The organism is Actinomadura opuntiae (assembly GCF_030283205.1).
In the GTDB taxonomy this organism is placed as follows: Bacteria; Actinomycetota; Actinomycetes; order Streptosporangiales; family Streptosporangiaceae; genus Spirillospora.
The window spans coordinates 37,437-55,428 of sequence record NZ_JASNWF010000038.1 but is presented as its reverse complement, the minus strand read 5'-3'; the positions used below and the strand labels follow the sequence as shown (position 1 = coordinate 55,428).

Below are 17,992 nucleotides of genomic sequence, written 5' to 3'. Positions count from 1 at the left end.
AGGGCGAGGCTGAGAATGATCGAGTGGTCCGAGGAAGACCTGATGATCCGGGACGCGGTCCGCGGCTGGATCGACGCGGAGGTCCGGCCGAACCTGGACGCGCTGGACTCCGGCGAGCTGCCGCCCTACGACCTGCTCCGGAGCCTGTACAAGACGTTCGGGATGGACGAGATGGCGCGCTCGTCCTTCCAGGCCCGGATCGCCAAGGAGCGCGAGGGCGGCCCTGAGAAGAAGGCCGCAGAGAACAAGGACAGGGACGCCGACGGCCCCGGCGGCGGCAACGCGGCGATGACGATGCTGCCGGTCATCGAGCTGTGCAAGGTCGCCCCCGGCATGGTCTCGGCGATGGGCGTCGGCCTCGGCCTCGCCGCCGGGACCATCATGAAGCGGGGCACGCCCGACCAGAAGGAGCGCTGGGCGCTGCCGCTGCTGACCATGGAGAAGGTCGGCGCGTGGGCGATCACCGAGCCGAACTCCGGGTCGGACGCGTTCGGCGGCATGCAGGCCACCGCGAAGAAGGTCGGCGACGAGTACGTCATCAACGGCGGCAAGACCTTCATCACCAACGGCCCCTACGCCGACACCATCGTCTTCTACTGCAAGCTCGACGACGGGCGCGACCCCCGCGACCGCGAGATCCTCACGTTCGTGCTCGACCGCGGCATGGACGGCCTGGAGCAGAGCAGGCCGCTGCGCAAGATGGGCCTGCACTCCTCCCCCACCGGCGAGCTGTTCCTCAACGACGTGCGCGCCGGCGCCGACCGGCTGCTGTCGTCGGGCGCGCAGGGCGGCAAGGAGTCGGCCAAGCAGAACTTCGTCACCGAGCGCGCCGGCGTCGCCGCGATGGCCCTCGGCGTCATCGAGGAGTGCCTGAAGCTGTCGGTGGAGTACGCCAAGACCCGCGAGCTGTGGGGGCAGCGGATCGGCGACTTCCAGCTCATCCAGCTCAAGCTCGCCAAGATGGAGGTCGCCCGCCTCAACGTGCAGAACCTGGTGTTCCGGCACGTGGAGATGCAGCGCTCGGGCCGCACCCCGACGCTCGCCGAGGCGTCGGCGATGAAGCTGTACGCCGCGCAGGCCGCCAGCGAGGTCGCCCAGGAGGCGGTGCAGCTGTTCGGCGGCAACGGCTACATGAGCGAGTACCGGGTGGAGCAGCTGGCCCGCGACGCCAAGTCGTTCCAGATCTACGCCGGCACCGACGAGATCCAGGTGACCCACATCGCGCGCGACCTGCTGTCGCGCTGATTCCCGTCCGCTAACGGCGGCTGTACGGGGAACGGTCCCGAACTTCCGGCGTCTCGAAGGCATCGAAAAGGTGGAGGGCGGGTGAGGGCGATCGCCCGCCCTCCACCAGACGGCCATTTCTGGACAGCCGACGACGGGAACTGGATACTCACAGCCATGGACGGTCAGCCCTCGTATCCGGTGCGAGCGTCCGACACCGAGCGGGACCGGGTGCTGCGCGTCCTCGGCGACCGCGTGGCCGAGGGCCGGATGTCGCACGAGACCTTCGAGCGCCGCGTCGACCAGGTCCTGCAGGCGCGCAGCCGCGCCGAGCTGGACGACATCGTGCACGACCTGCCGCCCACCAGCCGCGTCGTGGGCCGGCTCACCGGCCTGGTGGCGACGGTGTCGCAGGTGACCGCGCGGATCGAGGCGGCCTGGCGGGGCCCGCGGCTGCCGCGCTTCGTGCTGCCGCCCGCCGGAGCGGCGCGGATCGTCGTCGGCCGCGCCCCCACCTGCCAGTTCGTGCTCACCGACCTGACGGTCTCGCGCTTCCACGCCGAGCTGTACCGCACCGACGAGGGCTGGATGGTCTCCGACCTGGGGTCGATGAACGGCACCCGGGTGAACGGCTGGCGGCTCACCGGCCCGGCCCGGGTCCGGCCCGGCGACGAGCTCGGCTTCGGCAACGTCGGCTACATCGTCGCCGCCCCCTGACGCGCGGCCCGATCCGCTTCGGGACGCCCCAGGGCTTGACGTATTCGTTAAGAGTCCTTACTTTCTCCTCCAAGTTAGGAAACCTTCTTAACTCCGAGGAGCCGCCGTGCCCGCCTCCGGCAACCCCGGGGTCCCCGGGACCCCGAGCCTGCTGCGCGCCATCAACGACCGTGCCGCGCTGGAGGCGCTGCTGGCCCGCGGGCCGCTGACCCGCCCGCAGATCTCCGACCTCACCGGCATCTCCAAGCCGACCGCCTCGCAGCTGCTCGCCCGGCTGGAGGAGGCGGGCCTGGTCGTGCGGGACGGCCTGCGCGAGGGGCTGCCCGGCCGGACCGCCGAGCTGTACCGCATCAACGGCGCCGCCGCGCACGTCGCCGGCGCCGACGTCACCCCGGCCCGCATCACGGTCAGCGTCGCCGACCTCACCGGGGCGGTCGTCGGCGAGCACACCCTGCCCACGCCCGGCCGCACCGGCGTGGACGCGGTCGCCCGGATGGCCGAGGCGCTCGACAAGGCCGCCGCCGCAGCGGGCCTCACCCGCGCGGCCCTGCACCGGGCCGTCATCGGCATCCAGGGCGCGATCGACCCGGCCACCGGCCGGCTCGGCTACGCCTCGCACATCCCCGGCTGGCACGTCCCCGACCCGGTGGGCGCCCTCACCGGCGGGCTCGGCCTCCCGGTCGCCATCGAGAACGACGTCAACCTCGCCGCGCTCGCCGAACGCGCCGGCGGCCGCGCCGCAGGCACCCGCGACTTCGTGCTGCTGTGGGTCGCCGACGGCGTCGGCATGGCCGTCGTCCTGGACGGAGCGCTGCACCGCGGCGCGACCGGCGGCGCCGGCGAGATCGGCTACGCGCCCGCGGTGGGCGCCCCGCTGATGCGCGACGTCCGCCGCACCCACACCGGCGGCGTGCACAGCCTCACCGGCGGCGCCGCCGTGCTGAAGCTGATGCGCGAGCACGGGTTCCGCGGCCGGGACGCGGCCACCGCGCTCGGCCGCGCCGCCGCCGAGGCCGGCGCCGACCGGCCGGGGACGCGCGGCGCCGCCGACGCCGGCGCCCGCGCCGAGCGCGCCCTCACCGAGCTGGCCACCCGGCTCGGCGCCACGCTCGCCACCGTCGTCGCCGTCCTGGACCCGGCGCTGGTCGTGCTGACCGGCGACGTCCTGCGCGCCGGCGGGGAACCGCTGCGCGCCCGCGTCGAGCAGCACCTGCACAGCCTGACGATCCCGCGCCCGAAGGTGCGGCTCAGCTCCGTCGAGGGGAACCCGGTCCTGGCCGGCGCGCTGCAGCAGGCGCTCCAGGACACCCGCGACGCGGTGTTCTCCACCACCGTCCCCGACACCGCGCGGCCCTGAACCGCCCCGTCCCGCACCCGCACCCGTCCCACCCCCGCTCCCCCACAGCGGACGGCGGCACCGGCCGTCCCCTCCCCCGAAGGAGAACCGGAGTGCGCACATCGACAACGCGCCGGCTCGCCGCGGCGCTGGCCGCCGCCGGGCTCGGCCTCACGGCCTGCACGGCCGGCGGCAGCGGCGGCCAGTCCGGCGGCCCGAAGGCCGGGGAGAAGCAGACCATAGAGGTCTGGCACGGCTGGAGCGCCCCGCACGAGGTGAAGGCGTTCCAGGACGCCGTCGCCGGCTTCCGCAAGCTGCACCCCAACATCACCGTCAAGCTCGTCAAGGACCAGACCGACGACCGCATCACCAACGCCATCCGCGGCGGCAACCCGCCCGACGTGGTGTCCTCGTTCACCACCGACAGCGTCGGGCAGTGGTGCCAGAGCGGCGCCTGGCAGGACCTGTCCGGCGACATCGCCGGATCCAAGCTCGACCTGAACCAGTTCCCCAAGCCGGTCCAGCAGTACACCCGGTACAAGGGCCGCCGGTGCGCGATGCCGCTGCTCGCCGACGCCTACGGGCTCTACTACAACAAGGCCCTGATGAAGGGCGAGCAGCCGCCGCGGACGTTCTCCGAACTGACCGCGCTGGCCAAGAAGCTCACCGTCCGAGCCCCCGACGGGAGCATCAAGGTCGCCGGGTTCATGCCGTCCGCGCAGTACTACGAGCACCAGGTGCAGCACCTCGCCACCCAGTTCGGCGCGAAATGGCTCACCCCCGACGGGCGCGCCGGCTTCGCCGCCGACCCCGCCGTCAAGGCCTACCTGCAATGGAACAAGAGCCTCATCGACTGGTACGGCTACGACAACGTCAAGAAGTTCCTGCACTCGATGGGCCAGGAGTTCGAGTCGTCCAACCCGTTCGAGAAGGGCAAGGTCGCCATGGCCGTGGACGGCGAGTGGCGCACCAAGTTCATGCAGGAGGAGGCGCCGAAGGTCGACTACGGGACCGCGCCCGCGCCCGTCCCCGACGGTCAGGACTCCCGCTACGGCAGCGGGTTCGTCACCGGCACCGTCATCGGCATCCCGCGCGGCGCCAAGCACCGCGCGGCGGCGTGGGAGTTCATCCGGTACCTGACGACCGACACCCACGCGCTCGTCACCTTCGCCAACGCGCTCGGGAACGTCCCCACCACGATCGCCTCGCTGTCGTCGCCCGACCTGACGCTGCCGCCGCAGTTCAAGACGTTCCTCGACGTCTTCAAGAACCCCGCCAGCGCCACGACGCCGCCCACCCCGAACGGCAACGACTACGTCGTGAAGTTCCAGCAGTTCGTGCAGGACCAGTGGGAGCCCGGCAAGGTCAGCGACCTGGACACGGCGCTGAAGGACCTCGACGGGAAGGTCGACGCGTCGCTGAAGCTGGCCGGGGGCTGACGCCGTGGCCTCCGGCTCGCTGCGCCTGCCGCTGCGGCGCGACCGGCTCGGGACGGTGTCCCGGGCCGGCCGCCGCCGGCGGCTGCGGGTGCTGGCGTTCCTGGCGCCGTGGCTGGCCGGGTTCGGGCTGTTCTTCGCCTACCCGCTCGCCGCGACCGTGTACTTCTCCTTCACCCGCTACAACCTGTTCACGCTGAAGTACGTCGGGCTGGACAACTACCGGTACCTGCTGCACGACGGCGACGCCTGGACGGCGATGCGCAACACGCTGTGGCTGGTGGCGGTGCTCGTCCCGCTGCGGGTGCTGTTCGGCCTCGGCGTCGCGCAGCTGCTCACCCGGATCAGGCGCGGGGGGAACCTGCTGCGCGCGGTGTTCTACGTCCCGTACCTGATCCCGCCGGTGTCGGCGACCGTGGCGTTCGTGTTCGTGCTGAACCCCGGCACCGGCCCGTTCCCGGTGATCGCCCGGCACCTGGGGTTCTCGCTGCCCGACTTCTTCAACGACGCCGCGTGGGCCAAGCCCGGCCTGTCGCTGCTCGGGCTGTGGGCGGTCGGCGACGTCATGATCATCCTGCTGGCGGCGCTGCTGAACGTGCCGCGCTCGCTGTACGAGGCGGCCGCCATCGACGGCGCCGGCGCCTGGGCGCGGTTCCGGCACATCACGCTGCCGACGGTCTCGCCCGTCCTGGCGTTCGCCGCCGTCACCGGCGTGATCGAGACGCTCCAGTACTTCACGCAGGCGATGGTCGCCGGGAAGGTCGCCGCCGGGCAGGCCGACACGCCCGGCACCCAGTTCGCGCCCGGCTACCCCGGCGGGTCGACGCTGACGTTCCCGCAGTGGCTCTACGACGAGGGGTTCCGGCAGTTCAACATGGGGTACGCGTGCGTGCTCGCGCTGGTCATGTTCGTCATCGCGATGGCGTTCACGCTGCTGCTCCTGCGCCAGTTCCACGCGTTCGCCGGAGAGGAGGCGCAGTGACCGCCACGACGGGAACCTCCCTGGTCTACGGCGGGCGCGGCCGACGCACGCTGATGTGGATCGCCACGCACGCCGCCGCGATCGTCCTGGCGTTGATGTTCCTGGCGCCGCTGGTGTTCATGTTCCTCACCGCGGTGATGAGCGACTCGCAGGCCCTCAGCACCTCGCTGTGGCCGAAGGAATGGCACTTCGAGAACTTCCACCGAGCCTTCAGCGGCGACATGCTGCGGTGGACGGTCAACAGCACCGTGTACGCGGCGCTGTCGACGGCGCTGATGCTGGTGTCCAGCGTCCCGGTCGCCTACGCGCTGGCCCGCTTCCGGTTCCGCGGCCGCAACCTCGCGCTGGTCGTCGTCATCTCGGCGATGATGCTGCCGCCGCAGGTGACGATGGTCCCGCTGTACATCGTGTGGTCCCGCTTCCACCTCACCGGGACGCTCTGGCCGCTGATCATCCCACAGGCGTTCGGCGACGCCTTCTCCATCTTCCTGCTGCGCCAGTTCCTGGTGACGATCCCCCGCGAGTACGCCGACGCCGCGCGCGTCGACGGCTGCGGTGAGCTGCGCACCATGCTGCGGGTCGTGCTGCCGATGGCCAAGCCCGCGCTCGCCGCCGTCGCGCTGTTCCAGTTCTTCTACTGCTGGAACGACTACTACGGGCCGCTGGTGTACGCCAAGCCGGAGAACTGGACGCTCGCCATCGGCGTGGCGACGTTCCGCGCCGCGCACCACGTCGAATGGAACCTCACGATGGCGGCGACGCTGCTGACCATCATGCCGGTGCTGGTGGTGTTCTTCCTGGCCCAGCGCGTGTTCATCCAGGGTGTGACGTTGACGGGAGTGAAGGGTTGAAGCTGACGGTCATCGGGGGCGGGTCCACCTACACCCCGGAGCTGGTCGACGGGATCGCCCGCGAGCGGGCGGCGCTGCCGGTGACGGAGCTGGTCCTCGCCGACCCGGACGCGCGGCGGCTGGAGCTGGTCGGCGGGCTCGCCGCGCGGATGCTCGCGCGCGCCGGGCATCCCGCGAAGGTCGTGACGACCGGGGATCTCGACGAGGCCGTGGACGGCGCCGCCGTCGTGCTGATCCAGTTGCGCGTCGGCGGGCAGGCAGCCCGGCACGTGGACGAGACGCTGCCGCTGGAGTGCGGCTGCGTCGGGCAGGAGACCACGGGCGCGGGCGGCCTCGCCAAGGCGCTGCGGACCGTCCCGGTCGTGCTCGACATCGCCGAGCGCGTCGCCGCCCGCGCGCCGGACGCGTGGATCATCGACTTCACCAACCCGGTCGGCATCGTCACCCGCGCGCTGCTGGACGCCGGGCACCGCGCCGTCGGCCTGTGCAACGTCGCCATCGGCGTGCAGCGCCGCGCCGCCGCGCTGCTGGACGCCGCGCCCGAGCGGATCGCGCTCGGCCACGCCGGCCTCAACCACCTGACCTGGGTCCGCTCGATCGAGCTGGACGGCCGCGACGTCCTGCCCGATCTGCTGGAGCGGCACGCCGGGGAGCTGGCCGCGATGGCCGGGCTGCCCGCGCCGTTCGTGCGGCGGCTCGGCGCCGTCCCCTCCTACTACCTGCGCTACTTCTACGAGCACGACCGCGTCGTGCGCGAGCAGCGCGGCGCGCCGACACGGGCCGAGGAGGTCGCCGCGCTGGAACGCGACCTGCTCGCCATGTACGCCGACCCGGCCCTGGACACCAAGCCCGCCCGGCTGGAGGAACGCGGCGGCGCCTTCTACTCCGAGGCCGCCGTGCAGCTCGCCGCGTCGCTGCTCACCGGGCGCGGCGACGTGCAGGTCGTGAACGTCCGCAACAACGGCACGCTCCCGTTCCTCGACGACCGGGCCGTGATCGAGGTGCCCGCACGGATCACCGCGTCCGGCCCGGTCCCGCTGCCGGTGCCGCCCCTCGGCCCGCTGTTCTCCGGGCTGGTCGCGCACGTGTCCGGCTACGAGGAGCTGGCGCTGCACGCGGCGCTGCACGGCGGCGTCGACCGGGTCGCCGACGCGCTGCTCGCGCACCCGCTCGTCGGGCAGCTGGACGCCGCCGGCCGGCTCGCCCGCGACCTGGTCGCCGCGAACCGCGCCCACCTGCCGTGGGCCGCCTGATGGCCGCAGCGCCGCCGCGCCGCCGGGGCGGGGTGCTGGTCGCCGTCGACGGCGGCAACAGCAAGATCGACGCGGCCGTGGCCGGGACGGACGGGGAGCTGCTGGCGACCGCGCGCGGCGCCGGGTTCCGGCCGCAGACCACCGGGCTCGGCGGCGCCCTGGACGCGCTCGGCGCCGCCATCGACGCCGCGCTCGCCGAGGCCGGCGTCCCGCACGGCGACGTCGTACACCTCGCTGCGTACATGGCCAACGTCGACCTGCCCGGCGAGGAGGAACGGCTGGAACGGCTGCTGCTGGACCGGGGCGTCGCGCCCAGCGTGGTCGTCGGCAACGACACGTTCGCGCTGCTGCGCAGCGCGGTCACCGAGGGATGGGGCGTCGCGGTCGTCTGCGGCGCCGGCATCAACTGCGCCGGTGTCGCCCCCGACGGGCGCACCGCCCGCTTCCCCTCCCTCGGCGAGCACACCGGCGACTGGGGCGGCGGCGGCGCGCTCGGCCGCGCCGCGCTCTGGCACGCCATCCGCGGCGAGGACGGCCGCGGCCCGCGCACCGCGCTGACCGGGGCCGTCGCCGCCCACTTCGGCGTGGACCGCGCCATCGACGTCGGGCTCGGCATCCACCTCGGCGAGTTCGACGAGGGCCGGCTCACCGCCCTGGCCCCGGTGCTGATCGACGCCGCCGAGGCGGGCGACGCGGTGGCCCGCGAGGTCGTGCTGCGGCTCGCCGAGGAGGTCGCCGTCCTCGGCTCGGTCGCGCTGCGCCGCCTCGGCCTGCTGGGCTCCCCCGCCGACGTGGTGCTCGGCGGCGGCGTGCTGGCCGCCCGCCGCCCGCTGCTGATGGACGCGGTCGCCGAGCGCTACGCCGCGCTCGCGCCGCGCGCCCGGCTGATCGTCCCGGACGACCCGCCGCTGCTCGGCGCGGCGCTGCTCGGGCTGGACCACCTGGGCGCCCCGCCGGCCGCGCACGCGGCGCTGCGGAAGGCGTTCCGGCGCCCGCGCGTCCGGTAGATTCGGCGCTTTGACCAAGCCGCATCCGGGCCCCGTCCTTGACGTTGTAAGGTGCGGCCCGGCGACGAGGAGGAGAGCCGTGCAGATCGGGTTCGCGGTACCGGTGTCGGGGGCGTGGTCCACCCCGGCCAACCAGGTGCTGATCGCGCAGCGCGCCGAGGAGCTCGGCTACCACTCCCTGTGGACGCTGCAGCGCGTCGTCAACCCGGCCGGCTCGGCCGACCAGACCTACCGCAACGTGCCCGACCCGCTGGTCACGCTGGCCTACCTCGCGGGGTACACCAGCCAGGTGCGGCTGGGCGTCGCCGTGCTGAACATGCCGTTCCACTCCCCCGCGATGCTCGCCAAGCAGGCGATCACCCTCGACCACGTCACCGGCGGGCGGCTCGACCTCGGGCTCGGCAACGGCTGGATGCCCGAGGAGTTCGCCGCGCTCGGCGCGTCCATGGCCCGGCGCGGCGCCCGCGCCGAGGAGTTCATCGCCGCGCTGCGCGCCATGTGGACCGGCGAGCCCGGCGAGGTCAGCGAGTTCCACGGCGAGTTCTACGACGTCCCGCCCGTCACCATGGACCCGCGGCCGCTGCAGGCGCCCGAGCCGCCGATCCTGCTCGGCGGGTCGTCGGAGGGCGCGCTGCGCCGCGCCGGGCGGCTCGCCGCCGGATGGGTCAGCTCCAGCCGCGCCGAGCTGGCCGCGATCGGCCGCTCGATCGCGATCGTCCGGGACGCCGCGGACCGGGCGGGCCGCGACGCGGCGGCGCTGCGGTTCGTCTGCCGGGGCGCGGTGCGGGTGCGCACCGAGGAGGCCGCGCCGCCGGACGGGGAGCGCCGCCCGCTCACCGGCACCTACGAGCAGATCATCGGCGACTTCGCCGCGCTGGCGGAGCAGGGCGTCACCGAGCTGTTCGTCGACCTGAACTTCGACCCCGAGCTGACCGGGCCGGACGCCGACCCGTGGGACTCGATGTACCTGGCTCGCGAGGCGCTGGAGGCGTTCGCCCCCCGCACCTGACACGGAAACCGCTACCGGAGGGCGCGCCCCGGCGTCACAGCGCCGGGCGGCGCCCCTCCCACGGGGTGCTGAGCACGACGGTGGTCCGGGTGGCGACGTTCGCCGCCGCCCGGATCTGCTGCAGCAGGTCCTCCAGCTCGTTGGGGGACGCGACGCGCACCTTCAGGATGTAGCTCTCCTCGCCCGCCACCGAGTGGCACGCCTCGATCGCCTCCAGGTGGGCCAGCCGGTCGGGCGCGTCGTCGGGCGCGGCCGGGTCGATCGGCTTGATCGACACGAACGCGGTGAGCGGCAGCCCGATCTGCTCGTTGTCCAGCTGGGCGGTGAACCCCCGGATGACGCCGCGCTTCTGCAGCCGCCGCACCCGCTGGTGCACCGCGGACACCGACAGGCCCGTCCGCTTGGCCAGGTCGGTGAAACTCATCCGCCCGTCCTCGGCCAGCAGCGCCATGATCTGACGATCGATCTCCTCCACGCGGGAAATCTAGCGCGCCACGGGCGGTGAACGGGCCCGCACAGATCACAGATCAGCTCTTTTCCCCCGGGACGGTCAGCGCCGGGCCCCGCGCAGCGCCCCGCAGCTGCCGCGCACCACCAGCTCGGTCGGCAGCAGGACGGGCCCGCCGCGGCCCCGCCGGGCCCGGTCGCGCAGCAGCAATTCGCAGGCCCGGTGGCCGATGTCGCGGCCCGGCCGCGCCACCGCCGTCAGCGGCGGGTCGCACAGCTCGGCCCAGGCCACGTCGTCGACCATCGCGATCGACACGTCGGCGGGGACGCGCAGGTCCAGCTCCCGGGCCACCAGCACGGCCGCCTCGCCGAGCAGGTGCCCGGCGGCCAGCACGGCGGTCACGTCGGCGCGGCGCTGCAGCAGCCCGGCCGCGGCGGCGTACGCGGCGTCGCGCGCGGACCGGGCCGCGACGATCAGGTCCTCCTCCACCGGGACGCCGAGCCGGGCCAGCGCGTCGCGGAACGCCCGCTCCCGCACGCCGGGCCGCCCGCCGGGCGCGGCCCCGCCGAGGAAGGCGATCCGCCGGTGCCCGAGACCGGCGAGGTACTCCACCAGCGAGCGGACGCCGCCGGCGTCGTCGGCGAGCACCGCGGGGATCTCCGCCAGCCCCGGCAGCACCCGGTCGGCGAACACCACGCTGGAGCACACCCGGACGGCGGCGCGCCAGTCGGCCTCGTCCCCGGCGGGCAGCGCGATGATCCCGTCCACCCGCTGCTCGACGAGCCGGTCGACGATCTCGGCCTCCTGCGCGGGGTCGCCCTCGGACGCCTCCACGATCACGTGCCCGCCGAGCGTGCGGGCGCTGGCCAGCACGCCGGCGAGCAACTCGGCGTGGAAGGGGTCGGTGACGCCGGGCAGGACGAGGCCGATGCCGCCGCTGCGGCGCAGCTTGAGGCCGCGGCCGAGGGCGCTCGGCCGGTAGTCCAGCTCGGCGGCCGCGGCCAGCACCCGCTCGCGGGTCGCCGCGCTGACCGAGCCGCCGGAGAACACCCGCGACACGGTGGCGATGCCGACGCCGGCCGCGGCCGCCACGTCCTTGATCGTCGCCGACCGGCCGTCCGCCACCGGCGCCCACCCCCTTGATGTCCGGAGGTTTCCGACCTTATCGTGATCAACTCTCCCATGGAAACGATTCCATGATGTTTACTCCAGCCATTGAGAGAACGCCCTGCTGGGCAGGGGTGGACGGGAAACGTTTCCAAAAAGGAGCGGGGATGGCCGAGATCAAGCTGGACCAGGTGGACAAGATCTACTCGGGCGGGGTCAAGGCGGTGGACGGCCTGGACCTGACGATCGAGGACGGCGAGTTCATGGTGCTGGTCGGTCCGTCCGGCTGCGGCAAGTCGACCGCGCTGCGGATGATCGCCGGCCTGGAGGAGATCAGCGGCGGCAAGATCTCCATCGGCGGCCAGGTGGTCAACGACCTGGCGCCCAAGGACCGCGACATCGCGATGGTGTTCCAGAACTACGCGCTCTACCCGCACATGACGGTGGAGCAGAACCTGGCGTTCGGGCTAAAGCTGCGCGGCACGCCGAAGGCGGAGATCAAGCAGAAGGTCCGCGAGGCCGCCAAGATGCTCGGCCTCGAGCAGTTCCTGGCCCGCAAGCCCGCCGCCCTGTCGGGCGGCCAGCGCCAGCGGGTCGCGATGGGCCGCGCGATCGTCCGCGAGCCGCAGGCGTTCCTGATGGACGAGCCGCTGTCCAACCTGGACGCCAAGCTGCGCGTCTCCATGCGGGCCTCGCTGAGCCAGCTGCACGAGCGGCTCGGCGTCACCACCGTCTACGTCACCCACGACCAGATCGAGGCGATGACGCTCGGGTCCCGGGTGTGCGTGCTGCGCGAGGGCAAGCTCCAGCAGGTCGACACCCCGCAGCGGCTGTTCGACAACCCCGTCAACCTGTTCGTCGCCGGGTTCATCGGCTCGCCCGCGATGAACTTCGTGTCGGCGCAGCTCGGCCGCGGCGACGGCGGCGCGCAGGTCTCCTTCGCCGGGTTCACGCTGCCGGTACCGGACGCGCTGCTCAACGACCGGCCCGCGCTGCGCGACTACATCGGCCGCGAGGTGATCCTCGGCGCGCGTCCCTCCGACTTCGAGGACGCCGCGCACGCCAACCCCGACTGGGCGCCGATGTCGGTGAAGAGCAGCGTCACCGAGGAGCTGGGCAGCGAGATCAACGTCATCTTCACCATCGACGCGCCGCCCGTCGAGCACAAGGACACCGCCGACCTCGCCGAGGACGCCGCCGAGGGCGACGCCGACATGGCGATCCCGCTGGTGGACAACAAGGCGCTGTGGACCGCCCGCGTCAACTCCCGCTCGCACGTGCGGCCCGGGCAGGCCATCGACCTGGCCGTGGACACCAAGCGGCTGCACTTCTTCGACCCGGAGAGCGGCCTGGCGATCGGCCACCCGGGCGCCGCGGCCGCCGCCGCGCCGAACCTGAACAAGGACTGACCCCGGAGCGGTCGCAGGCGACGTGAAGGCCCGTGCGGGGACGCCCCGCACGGGCCTTCACGTCGCCGGGCCGCGCCGGCCCGGCGACTACTTGACCGAGCCGGCGAGCACTCCCTGGACGAAGTAGCGCTGGAAGGCGAAGAACACCACCAGCGGGACCACCAGCGACAGGAACGCGCCGGGCGCCAGGATGTCGATGTTGCCGGTGAACTGCCGCATCTGCGACTGCAGCCACTTGGTCATCGGCTGCGCGCCGGTGTTGGCGAACACCAGGGCGACCAGCAGGTCGTTCCACACCCACAGGAACTGGAAGATGCCGAGCGAGGCGATCGCCGGGCCGCCCAGCGGGAAGATCACCCGCCGGAAGATCGTCCACTCCGAGCCGCCGTCCATCCGCGCCGCCTCCAGCAGGTCCCGGGGGATCGCCGCGAAGAAGTTGCGCAGCAGGAAGATCGCGAACGGCAGCCCGAACGCGACGTGGAACAGCACCACGCCGGTGATCGAGCCGTACATCTTGAACCCGCCGACGTCGATGTTGCCGTACAGCTTGGCGACCGGCAGCAGCGCCACCTGCACCGGCACCACCAGCAGCGCCACGACGACCAGGAACAGCCAGTCGCGGCCCGGGAACTCCAGCCACGCGAACGCGTACGCCGCCAGCGACGCGATCGCGACCACCAGCACCGTCGCCGGCACCGTGATCAGCACCGTGTTCCAGAACGAGTCGACGAAGTCGGGCTTGTCCAGCAGCGAGCTGTAGGCGCTGGTCGTGATCTGGGCCGGGTGGGAGAACACCTTCCACCAGCCGCCGGCGTTGTTGTCCTCGGTGGAGCGCAGCGACTCCACGAACAGGCCGAACGTCGGCACCAGCCAGAACAGCGCGACCAGGACCAGCAGCACCTGCGCGACGGTGCCGCCGGCGCGGCCGACCAGCCGGGCGGCCAGGCCACGGCGCGGCGCGCCGGCCGCCCCGTTCGCCGGGCGGCCCCTCTCGGCCGCGGCGGCGGTCCCGCCCGTGCCTCCGGTGTCGCCGGGCGCGCCGTCCGGGGTGACGTCAGTGCCGTCCGCGGTGCTCATTTGCGCTCCTGCCGCAGTCGCCGGATGTTGAACAGCATGGCGGGCAGCACCAGCAGGAACAGCAGCACCGCGATCGCGCTGCCGGCGCCGGGGTCGTTGCCGCCGCCGAACGACTCGGTCCACATCTCCAGCGCCAGCACGTTGGCGTTCGGATCGCCGCCGCCGATGATGAACACCAGGTCGAAGACCTTCAGCACGTTGATGACGAGCGTGACCAGCACGACCATCAGCACCGGCGCCAGCAGCGGGATCGTCACCCGCCGGAACACCTGCCACTCGGTCGCGCCGTCCACCCGGGCCGCCTCCAGCGCGTCGCGCGGGATGGCGGCCAGGCCCGCGGCGATCAGGACCATCGCGAATCCCGACCACACCCACAGGTACGACCCGATGATCGCCGGGGTGATCAGGGTGCTGCCGAGCCATTCGGCGCCGCCGTAGGAGGCGGTGAAGTTGCTCTTGGGCAGCCGCACCGTCACCGCGCCGGACGGCACCTTCTTCAGCGTGAACGTGCCGTCCTTGCCGGTGGTCGCCTTGGCGACGACCTTGCCGTCGCGCACCGCCTCGACCTTGATGCCGGGCAGCCCGCTCTCACCGGCGTTCGGCTTGTTCGGCTCGCCGCCGCCGCCCTTGGTGAAGTCGAACCAGACCGCCCCGGTCACCTGCCCGTCCTTCGCCGCCGGCGGCTGCGCGGCCGGCTTGGCGTCCTTCGGCAGGTACTCGGGCTTGACCTTCACCAGCGGGAGCAGCGCGGTCTGCCCCGCCGCCACCGGGCGGGAGGACAGCACCGCGCCGCCCTGCTGGTGGACGAGCTGGTCGCCGCCCGTGCGCGGGCCCGCGCCCGGGTAGCTGGTGCCCGGCGAGAAGGTGTCGTGGATCGCGACCAGCGCCGCGTTCGCCACCCCCTGGTCGGGGTCCTGCTGGTACACCAGCCGGAAGATCACGCCGGAGGCGAGGAACGAGATCGCCATCGGCATGAACACCACGAGCTTGAACGCCGTCGCCCACCGGATCCGCTCGGTGAGCACGGCGAAGAACAGCCCGATGATGGTCACGATCGTGGGCGCGACCACGACCCACACCACGGTGTTGCGCACCGCGACGAGGTTGTCGTGCCCCTGGAACACCCCGGTGTAGTTGTCGAGGCCGACGAACGAGCCGCCCGAGGCGTCGAAGAAGCTGCGGATCACCGAGTAGACGATCGGGTACACGACCAGGAAGCCGAGCAGCACCAGCGCGGGCAGCAGGAACAGCATCGCCAGCCAGGACGGCGGCGTCAGCCGCTCGCGCGCGCCGCGCCCGCGCCCAGGGGCTGCCGGGACGGTGACGGCGGCGGCGCCGCCGGCCGTGGCGGCCGGCGGCACCCCCTCATTCGAAGGCTTCATCCGGGGTCGTCCGCTCCCCTACTTGTAGGCCTTGGCGGCCGCGGCCTCCAGCTTGGCCTGCGTGCCCTTGACGTCGGTCGGCTTGCTCACGAACTGGCGCAGCGCCTCCCACTCGCCGGCGCCGGGCGTCGCGCCGAACGCGGCCGGCGTCAGGTCGGACATGTCGTAGCGGGCGTTGTCGCCGGCCTGCTGCATCTGCTGGATCAGCTGCTTGGCGATCGGGTCGGAGTAGGCGTCCGGCAGCACCGCCTTGTTCGGCGTGAGGTAGCCGCCGAGCCCGGCCCAGACCTTGCCGGCCTCCGGGGAGGCGAGGAACTTCATCAGCGCCTGCGCGCCCTTGCCGTCCTTCATCGCGACCGCGACGTCGCCGCCGATGACCGCCGGGGCGGTGTCACCGGCCTTGGGGAAGGCGAACACCTTGGCGTCGGTGCCGACCTTGGCCTTGGTGGTGCCGATGTTGGCGGCGGCGAAGTCGCCGCCGTAGACCATCGCGGCCTTGCTCTGGCCGAACACCTGCGTGATCGACTCGTCGAACTTGGTCTTGGTCGCGGTGGCGAGGCCGCCGTTGAGGAACTGCGGCTTGCCCCAGATCTCGGCGAGCGTCTGCAGCGCCTTGGCGACCGTCGGGTCGGTCCACTTGATCTCGTGCTTGGCCAGCTTGTCGTAGTTGTCGGGGCCGGCCTGCGAGAGGTAGACGTTCTCGAACCAGTCGGTCAGCGTCCAGGAGTCCTGCGGGCCGGCGGCCAGCGTGAACGGGGTGGTGCCGGAGTCCTGCAGGGTGCCGGCGCCCTTCACCAGGTCCGCCCAGGTCGCCGGGGGCTGCACGCCGGCGTCGGAGAACGCCTGCGGCCGGTACCAGATGATCGACTTGTAGGCCGCCTTGGCGATCACGCCGTAGGTCTTGCCCTGGTAGGAGCCGAGGTCCTTCCAGTACGGCGAGAAGTTCTGCGACACCTCCGACACCACGTCGGGGGCCAGCGGCTTGAGGTCGCCCTTGGCGGCGTACTGCTGCATCAGGCCCGGCTGCGGCAGGATCGCCACGTCCGGCGGGTTGTGCGCGGCCAGCTTCGGCCCGAGGTAGGCGTCGGTGTTCTCACCGGTGGAGGCGTACTGGACGGTCGCCCCCGTCTTCTTCTCGAACGCCTGCAGGACCTTGCGGAAGTTGGTCTCCTCCGTCCCGGTCCACTTGGCGGCCACCGAGACGGTGACGCCCTTGAGCTCCGTCCCCCCGGCCGAGGACTTCGAGCCGCTCCCCTTGTCGTCGTCTCCGCCGCCGCACGCGGCGGCGGCCGACAGCAGGAGTCCCGCCGCGACGGCGGCCCCCACCGTCCGGCGCCCCATGCCTCTGCTGACCCTCATCCCTCATCCTTCCTGAGCGGACCCGGCCGCGTCCGATCCCCAGATCGACGCGCCGGACTCGATATCGAAGAAGTGCAGGCGCCCGGTGTCGACGCGGATCGTCACCGGGTCGCCGACCTTCACGCGGGTGCGGGGGCTGAACCTCGCGACGAGGTCCGTGCGGGGCCGCTCCATGTGGCCCAGCACGTCGGTCCCCGCGTCGCGGGCGAGCTCCTTGGTGTCCTCGGTGACGACCTGGGCGGCCTCGACCGCGAAATGGACCAGCACGTCCGAGCCCATCGCCTCCACCAGGTCGGCGGTGGAGGTCAGCCCGGACCCCTCGGGCGCGTCCACGAGCTCGGAGTCCTCCATGTCCTCGGGACGGATGCCGACCACGAGGTCGCGCCCGAGGTAGGACGCGAGGGCGGGGCGCCCGGTGAGCACCCCGGCCGGCAGCGCCAGGGTCTGGCCGCCGATCTCCAGGCGCGGGTTCGCCGCGTCCCCGGACAGCGTGCCGTGCAGCAGGTTCATGGCGGGTGAGCCGATGAAGCCGGCGACGAACAGGTTCGCCGGCCGGTCGTAGAGCTCCTGCGGCGGTGCCACCTGCTGGAGCTCGCCCTTCTTCATCACCGCGACCCGGTCGCCGAGCGTCATCGCCTCGGTCTGGTCGTGCGTGACGTAGATCGTGGTGACGCCGAGGTCGCGCTGGATGCGGGCGATCTCCGCGCGCATCTGGACGCGCAGCTTGGCGTCGAGGTTGGACAGCGGCTCGTCCATCAGGAACGCCTGCGGCTCGCGGACGATCGCGCGGCCCATCGCCACCCGCTGCCGCTGGCCGCCCGACAGGTTGCGGGGCTTGCGGTCCAGGTGGTCGGTGAGGCCGAGGATCTCGGCGGCGCGGTCGACCTTCTCGCGGATCTCGGCCTTGGGCAGCTTGCGCAGCGACAGCCCGAACCCGATGTTGTCGCGCACCGACAGGTGCGGGTAGAGGGCGTAGCTCTGGAAGACCATGGCGACGTCGCGGTCGCGGGCCGGGACCCGGTTGACGGCCCGGCCGCCGATCGTGACCGTGCCCTCGGAGATGTCCTCCAGGCCGGCGACCATGCGCAGCGCGGTCGTCTTGCCGCACCCCGACGGTCCGACCAGGACCAGGAACTCCCCGTCGGCGATGCTGAGGTTCAGGTCGGTCACGGCCCGCGTCCCGTCGGGATAGACCTTCCCGACGCTGGTCAGGTCGACCTCTGCCACGGCGTCTCCTCTGCTTGACAAGCGCTACCCCGGCGTAACTCGAAACAAGGTGGTACAGGGCGGGGCGGGCGGATCGCAATACGCGCGGCACCGGCAGACGCATTTGGTACAGAGATCGTTACCGACCCGTTTCCGGGTCATTTTCCGCCGACCGGAAACAAGCGGAGG

Annotated in this window: 16 protein-coding genes; 10 read left to right on the top strand and 6 right to left on the bottom strand. The window is 72.6% G+C overall.

The window, feature by feature from the left end; translation table 11 throughout:
- Positions 1–15: 15 nt before the first annotated feature.
- From QP089_RS46315 to QP089_RS46275, 9 genes are all read left to right on the top strand, one after another.
- On the top strand, positions 16–1,245 hold the full coding sequence (locus QP089_RS46315; RefSeq protein WP_285920978.1) for an acyl-CoA dehydrogenase family protein: 1,230 nt from the start codon (positions 16–18) through the stop codon (positions 1,243–1,245).
- Positions 1,246–1,401: 156 nt separating this feature from the next.
- The gene (locus QP089_RS46310) at positions 1,402–1,941 is read left to right on the top strand and encodes an FHA domain-containing protein (protein ID WP_285920977.1); all 540 of its coding nucleotides are present in this window, start codon (positions 1,402–1,404) and stop codon (positions 1,939–1,941) included.
- A 106-nt stretch (positions 1,942–2,047) separates the two neighbouring features.
- Positions 2,048–3,298, top strand: coding sequence for an ROK family transcriptional regulator (locus tag QP089_RS46305; protein WP_285920976.1), 1,251 nt, complete (start codon positions 2,048–2,050; stop codon positions 3,296–3,298).
- A 92-nt stretch (positions 3,299–3,390) separates the two neighbouring features.
- Positions 3,391–4,716 carry an ABC transporter substrate-binding protein gene (locus QP089_RS46300; protein WP_285920975.1) on the top strand — a complete coding sequence of 442 codons (1,326 nt, stop codon included), beginning with the start codon at positions 3,391–3,393 and terminating at the stop codon, positions 4,714–4,716.
- Positions 4,717–4,720: 4 nt separating this feature from the next.
- Positions 4,721–5,695 (top strand): carbohydrate ABC transporter permease, encoded by a 975-nt coding sequence (locus QP089_RS46295; protein ID WP_285920974.1) that lies wholly within the window; start codon positions 4,721–4,723, stop codon positions 5,693–5,695.
- The gene (locus QP089_RS46290) at positions 5,692–6,546 is read left to right on the top strand and encodes a carbohydrate ABC transporter permease (RefSeq protein WP_285920973.1); all 855 of its coding nucleotides are present in this window, start codon (positions 5,692–5,694) and stop codon (positions 6,544–6,546) included. Before QP089_RS46295 ends, QP089_RS46290 begins: the two co-directional genes overlap by 4 nt.
- Positions 6,543–7,799 carry a 6-phospho-beta-glucosidase gene (locus QP089_RS46285; protein ID WP_285920972.1) on the top strand — a complete coding sequence of 419 codons (1,257 nt, stop codon included), beginning with the start codon at positions 6,543–6,545 and terminating at the stop codon, positions 7,797–7,799. The genes QP089_RS46290 and QP089_RS46285 overlap by 4 nt, the downstream gene beginning before the upstream one ends.
- Entirely contained in the window at positions 7,799–8,806 is a 1,008-nt protein-coding gene (locus QP089_RS46280) for an N-acetylglucosamine kinase (RefSeq protein ID WP_285920971.1), read from the top strand. The genes QP089_RS46285 and QP089_RS46280 overlap by 1 nt, the downstream gene beginning before the upstream one ends.
- Before the next feature lie 79 nt (positions 8,807–8,885).
- The gene (locus tag QP089_RS46275; protein ID WP_285920970.1) at positions 8,886–9,815 is read left to right on the top strand and encodes a TIGR03619 family F420-dependent LLM class oxidoreductase; all 930 of its coding nucleotides are present in this window, start codon (positions 8,886–8,888) and stop codon (positions 9,813–9,815) included.
- 34 nt (positions 9,816–9,849) lie between these two features.
- Here QP089_RS46275 and QP089_RS46270 read toward each other — a convergent pair whose 3' ends face one another.
- A complete protein-coding gene (locus QP089_RS46270; RefSeq protein WP_285920969.1) occupies positions 9,850–10,290 on the bottom strand; it encodes an Lrp/AsnC family transcriptional regulator in 441 nt (146 codons plus the stop codon).
- A 75-nt stretch (positions 10,291–10,365) separates the two neighbouring features.
- The gene (locus QP089_RS46265) at positions 10,366–11,388 is read right to left on the bottom strand and encodes a LacI family DNA-binding transcriptional regulator (RefSeq protein WP_285920968.1); all 1,023 of its coding nucleotides are present in this window, start codon (positions 11,386–11,388) and stop codon (positions 10,366–10,368) included.
- A 149-nt stretch (positions 11,389–11,537) separates the two neighbouring features.
- Between QP089_RS46265 and QP089_RS46260 the strand changes: the two genes are divergently transcribed.
- Positions 11,538–12,779: an ABC transporter ATP-binding protein gene (locus QP089_RS46260; RefSeq protein WP_285920967.1), complete on the top strand. Its 1,242-nt coding sequence runs from the start codon at positions 11,538–11,540 to the stop codon at positions 12,777–12,779.
- Between the two features lie 87 nt (positions 12,780–12,866).
- Here QP089_RS46260 and QP089_RS46255 read toward each other — a convergent pair whose 3' ends face one another.
- Genes QP089_RS46255 through QP089_RS46240 form a run of 4 tightly spaced genes read right to left on the bottom strand, consistent with a single transcriptional unit; the run spans position 12,867 to position 17,824 of the window.
- On the bottom strand, positions 12,867–13,856 hold the full coding sequence (locus tag QP089_RS46255) for a carbohydrate ABC transporter permease (RefSeq protein WP_285920966.1): 990 nt from the start codon (positions 13,854–13,856) through the stop codon (positions 12,867–12,869).
- Positions 13,853–15,238 carry a carbohydrate ABC transporter permease gene (locus QP089_RS46250; RefSeq protein WP_446474151.1) on the bottom strand — a complete coding sequence of 462 codons (1,386 nt, stop codon included), beginning with the start codon at positions 15,236–15,238 and terminating at the stop codon, positions 13,853–13,855. The genes QP089_RS46255 and QP089_RS46250 overlap by 4 nt, the downstream gene beginning before the upstream one ends.
- Positions 15,239–15,256: 18 nt before the next feature.
- Positions 15,257–16,597 carry an ABC transporter substrate-binding protein gene (locus tag QP089_RS46245; protein WP_285920965.1) on the bottom strand — a complete coding sequence of 447 codons (1,341 nt, stop codon included), beginning with the start codon at positions 16,595–16,597 and terminating at the stop codon, positions 15,257–15,259.
- Between the two features lie 3 nt (positions 16,598–16,600).
- Positions 16,601–17,824, bottom strand: coding sequence for an ABC transporter ATP-binding protein (locus tag QP089_RS46240; RefSeq protein ID WP_285920964.1), 1,224 nt, complete (start codon positions 17,822–17,824; stop codon positions 16,601–16,603).
- Positions 17,825–17,992 lie beyond the last annotated feature (168 nt).

Bases quoted from the DNA above. Each gene is read 5' to 3' on its own strand.
- QP089_RS46315 (WP_285920978.1), top strand. From the start codon at position 16: ATGATCGAGTGGTCCGAGGAAGACCTGATGATCCGGGACGCGGTCCGC.
- QP089_RS46310 (WP_285920977.1), top strand. From the start codon at position 1,402: ATGGACGGTCAGCCCTCGTATCCGGTGCGAGCGTCCGACACCGAGCGG.
- QP089_RS46280 (WP_285920971.1), top strand. From the start codon at position 7,799: ATGGCCGCAGCGCCGCCGCGCCGCCGGGGCGGGGTGCTGGTCGCCGTC.
- QP089_RS46260 (WP_285920967.1), top strand. From the start codon at position 11,538: ATGGCCGAGATCAAGCTGGACCAGGTGGACAAGATCTACTCGGGCGGG.
- QP089_RS46255 (WP_285920966.1), bottom strand. From the start codon at position 13,856: ATGAGCACCGCGGACGGCACTGACGTCACCCCGGACGGCGCGCCCGGC.
- QP089_RS46250 (WP_446474151.1), bottom strand. From the start codon at position 15,238: ATGAAGCCTTCGAATGAGGGGGTGCCGCCGGCCGCCACGGCCGGCGGC.
- QP089_RS46245 (WP_285920965.1), bottom strand. From the start codon at position 16,597: ATGAGGGTCAGCAGAGGCATGGGGCGCCGGACGGTGGGGGCCGCCGTC.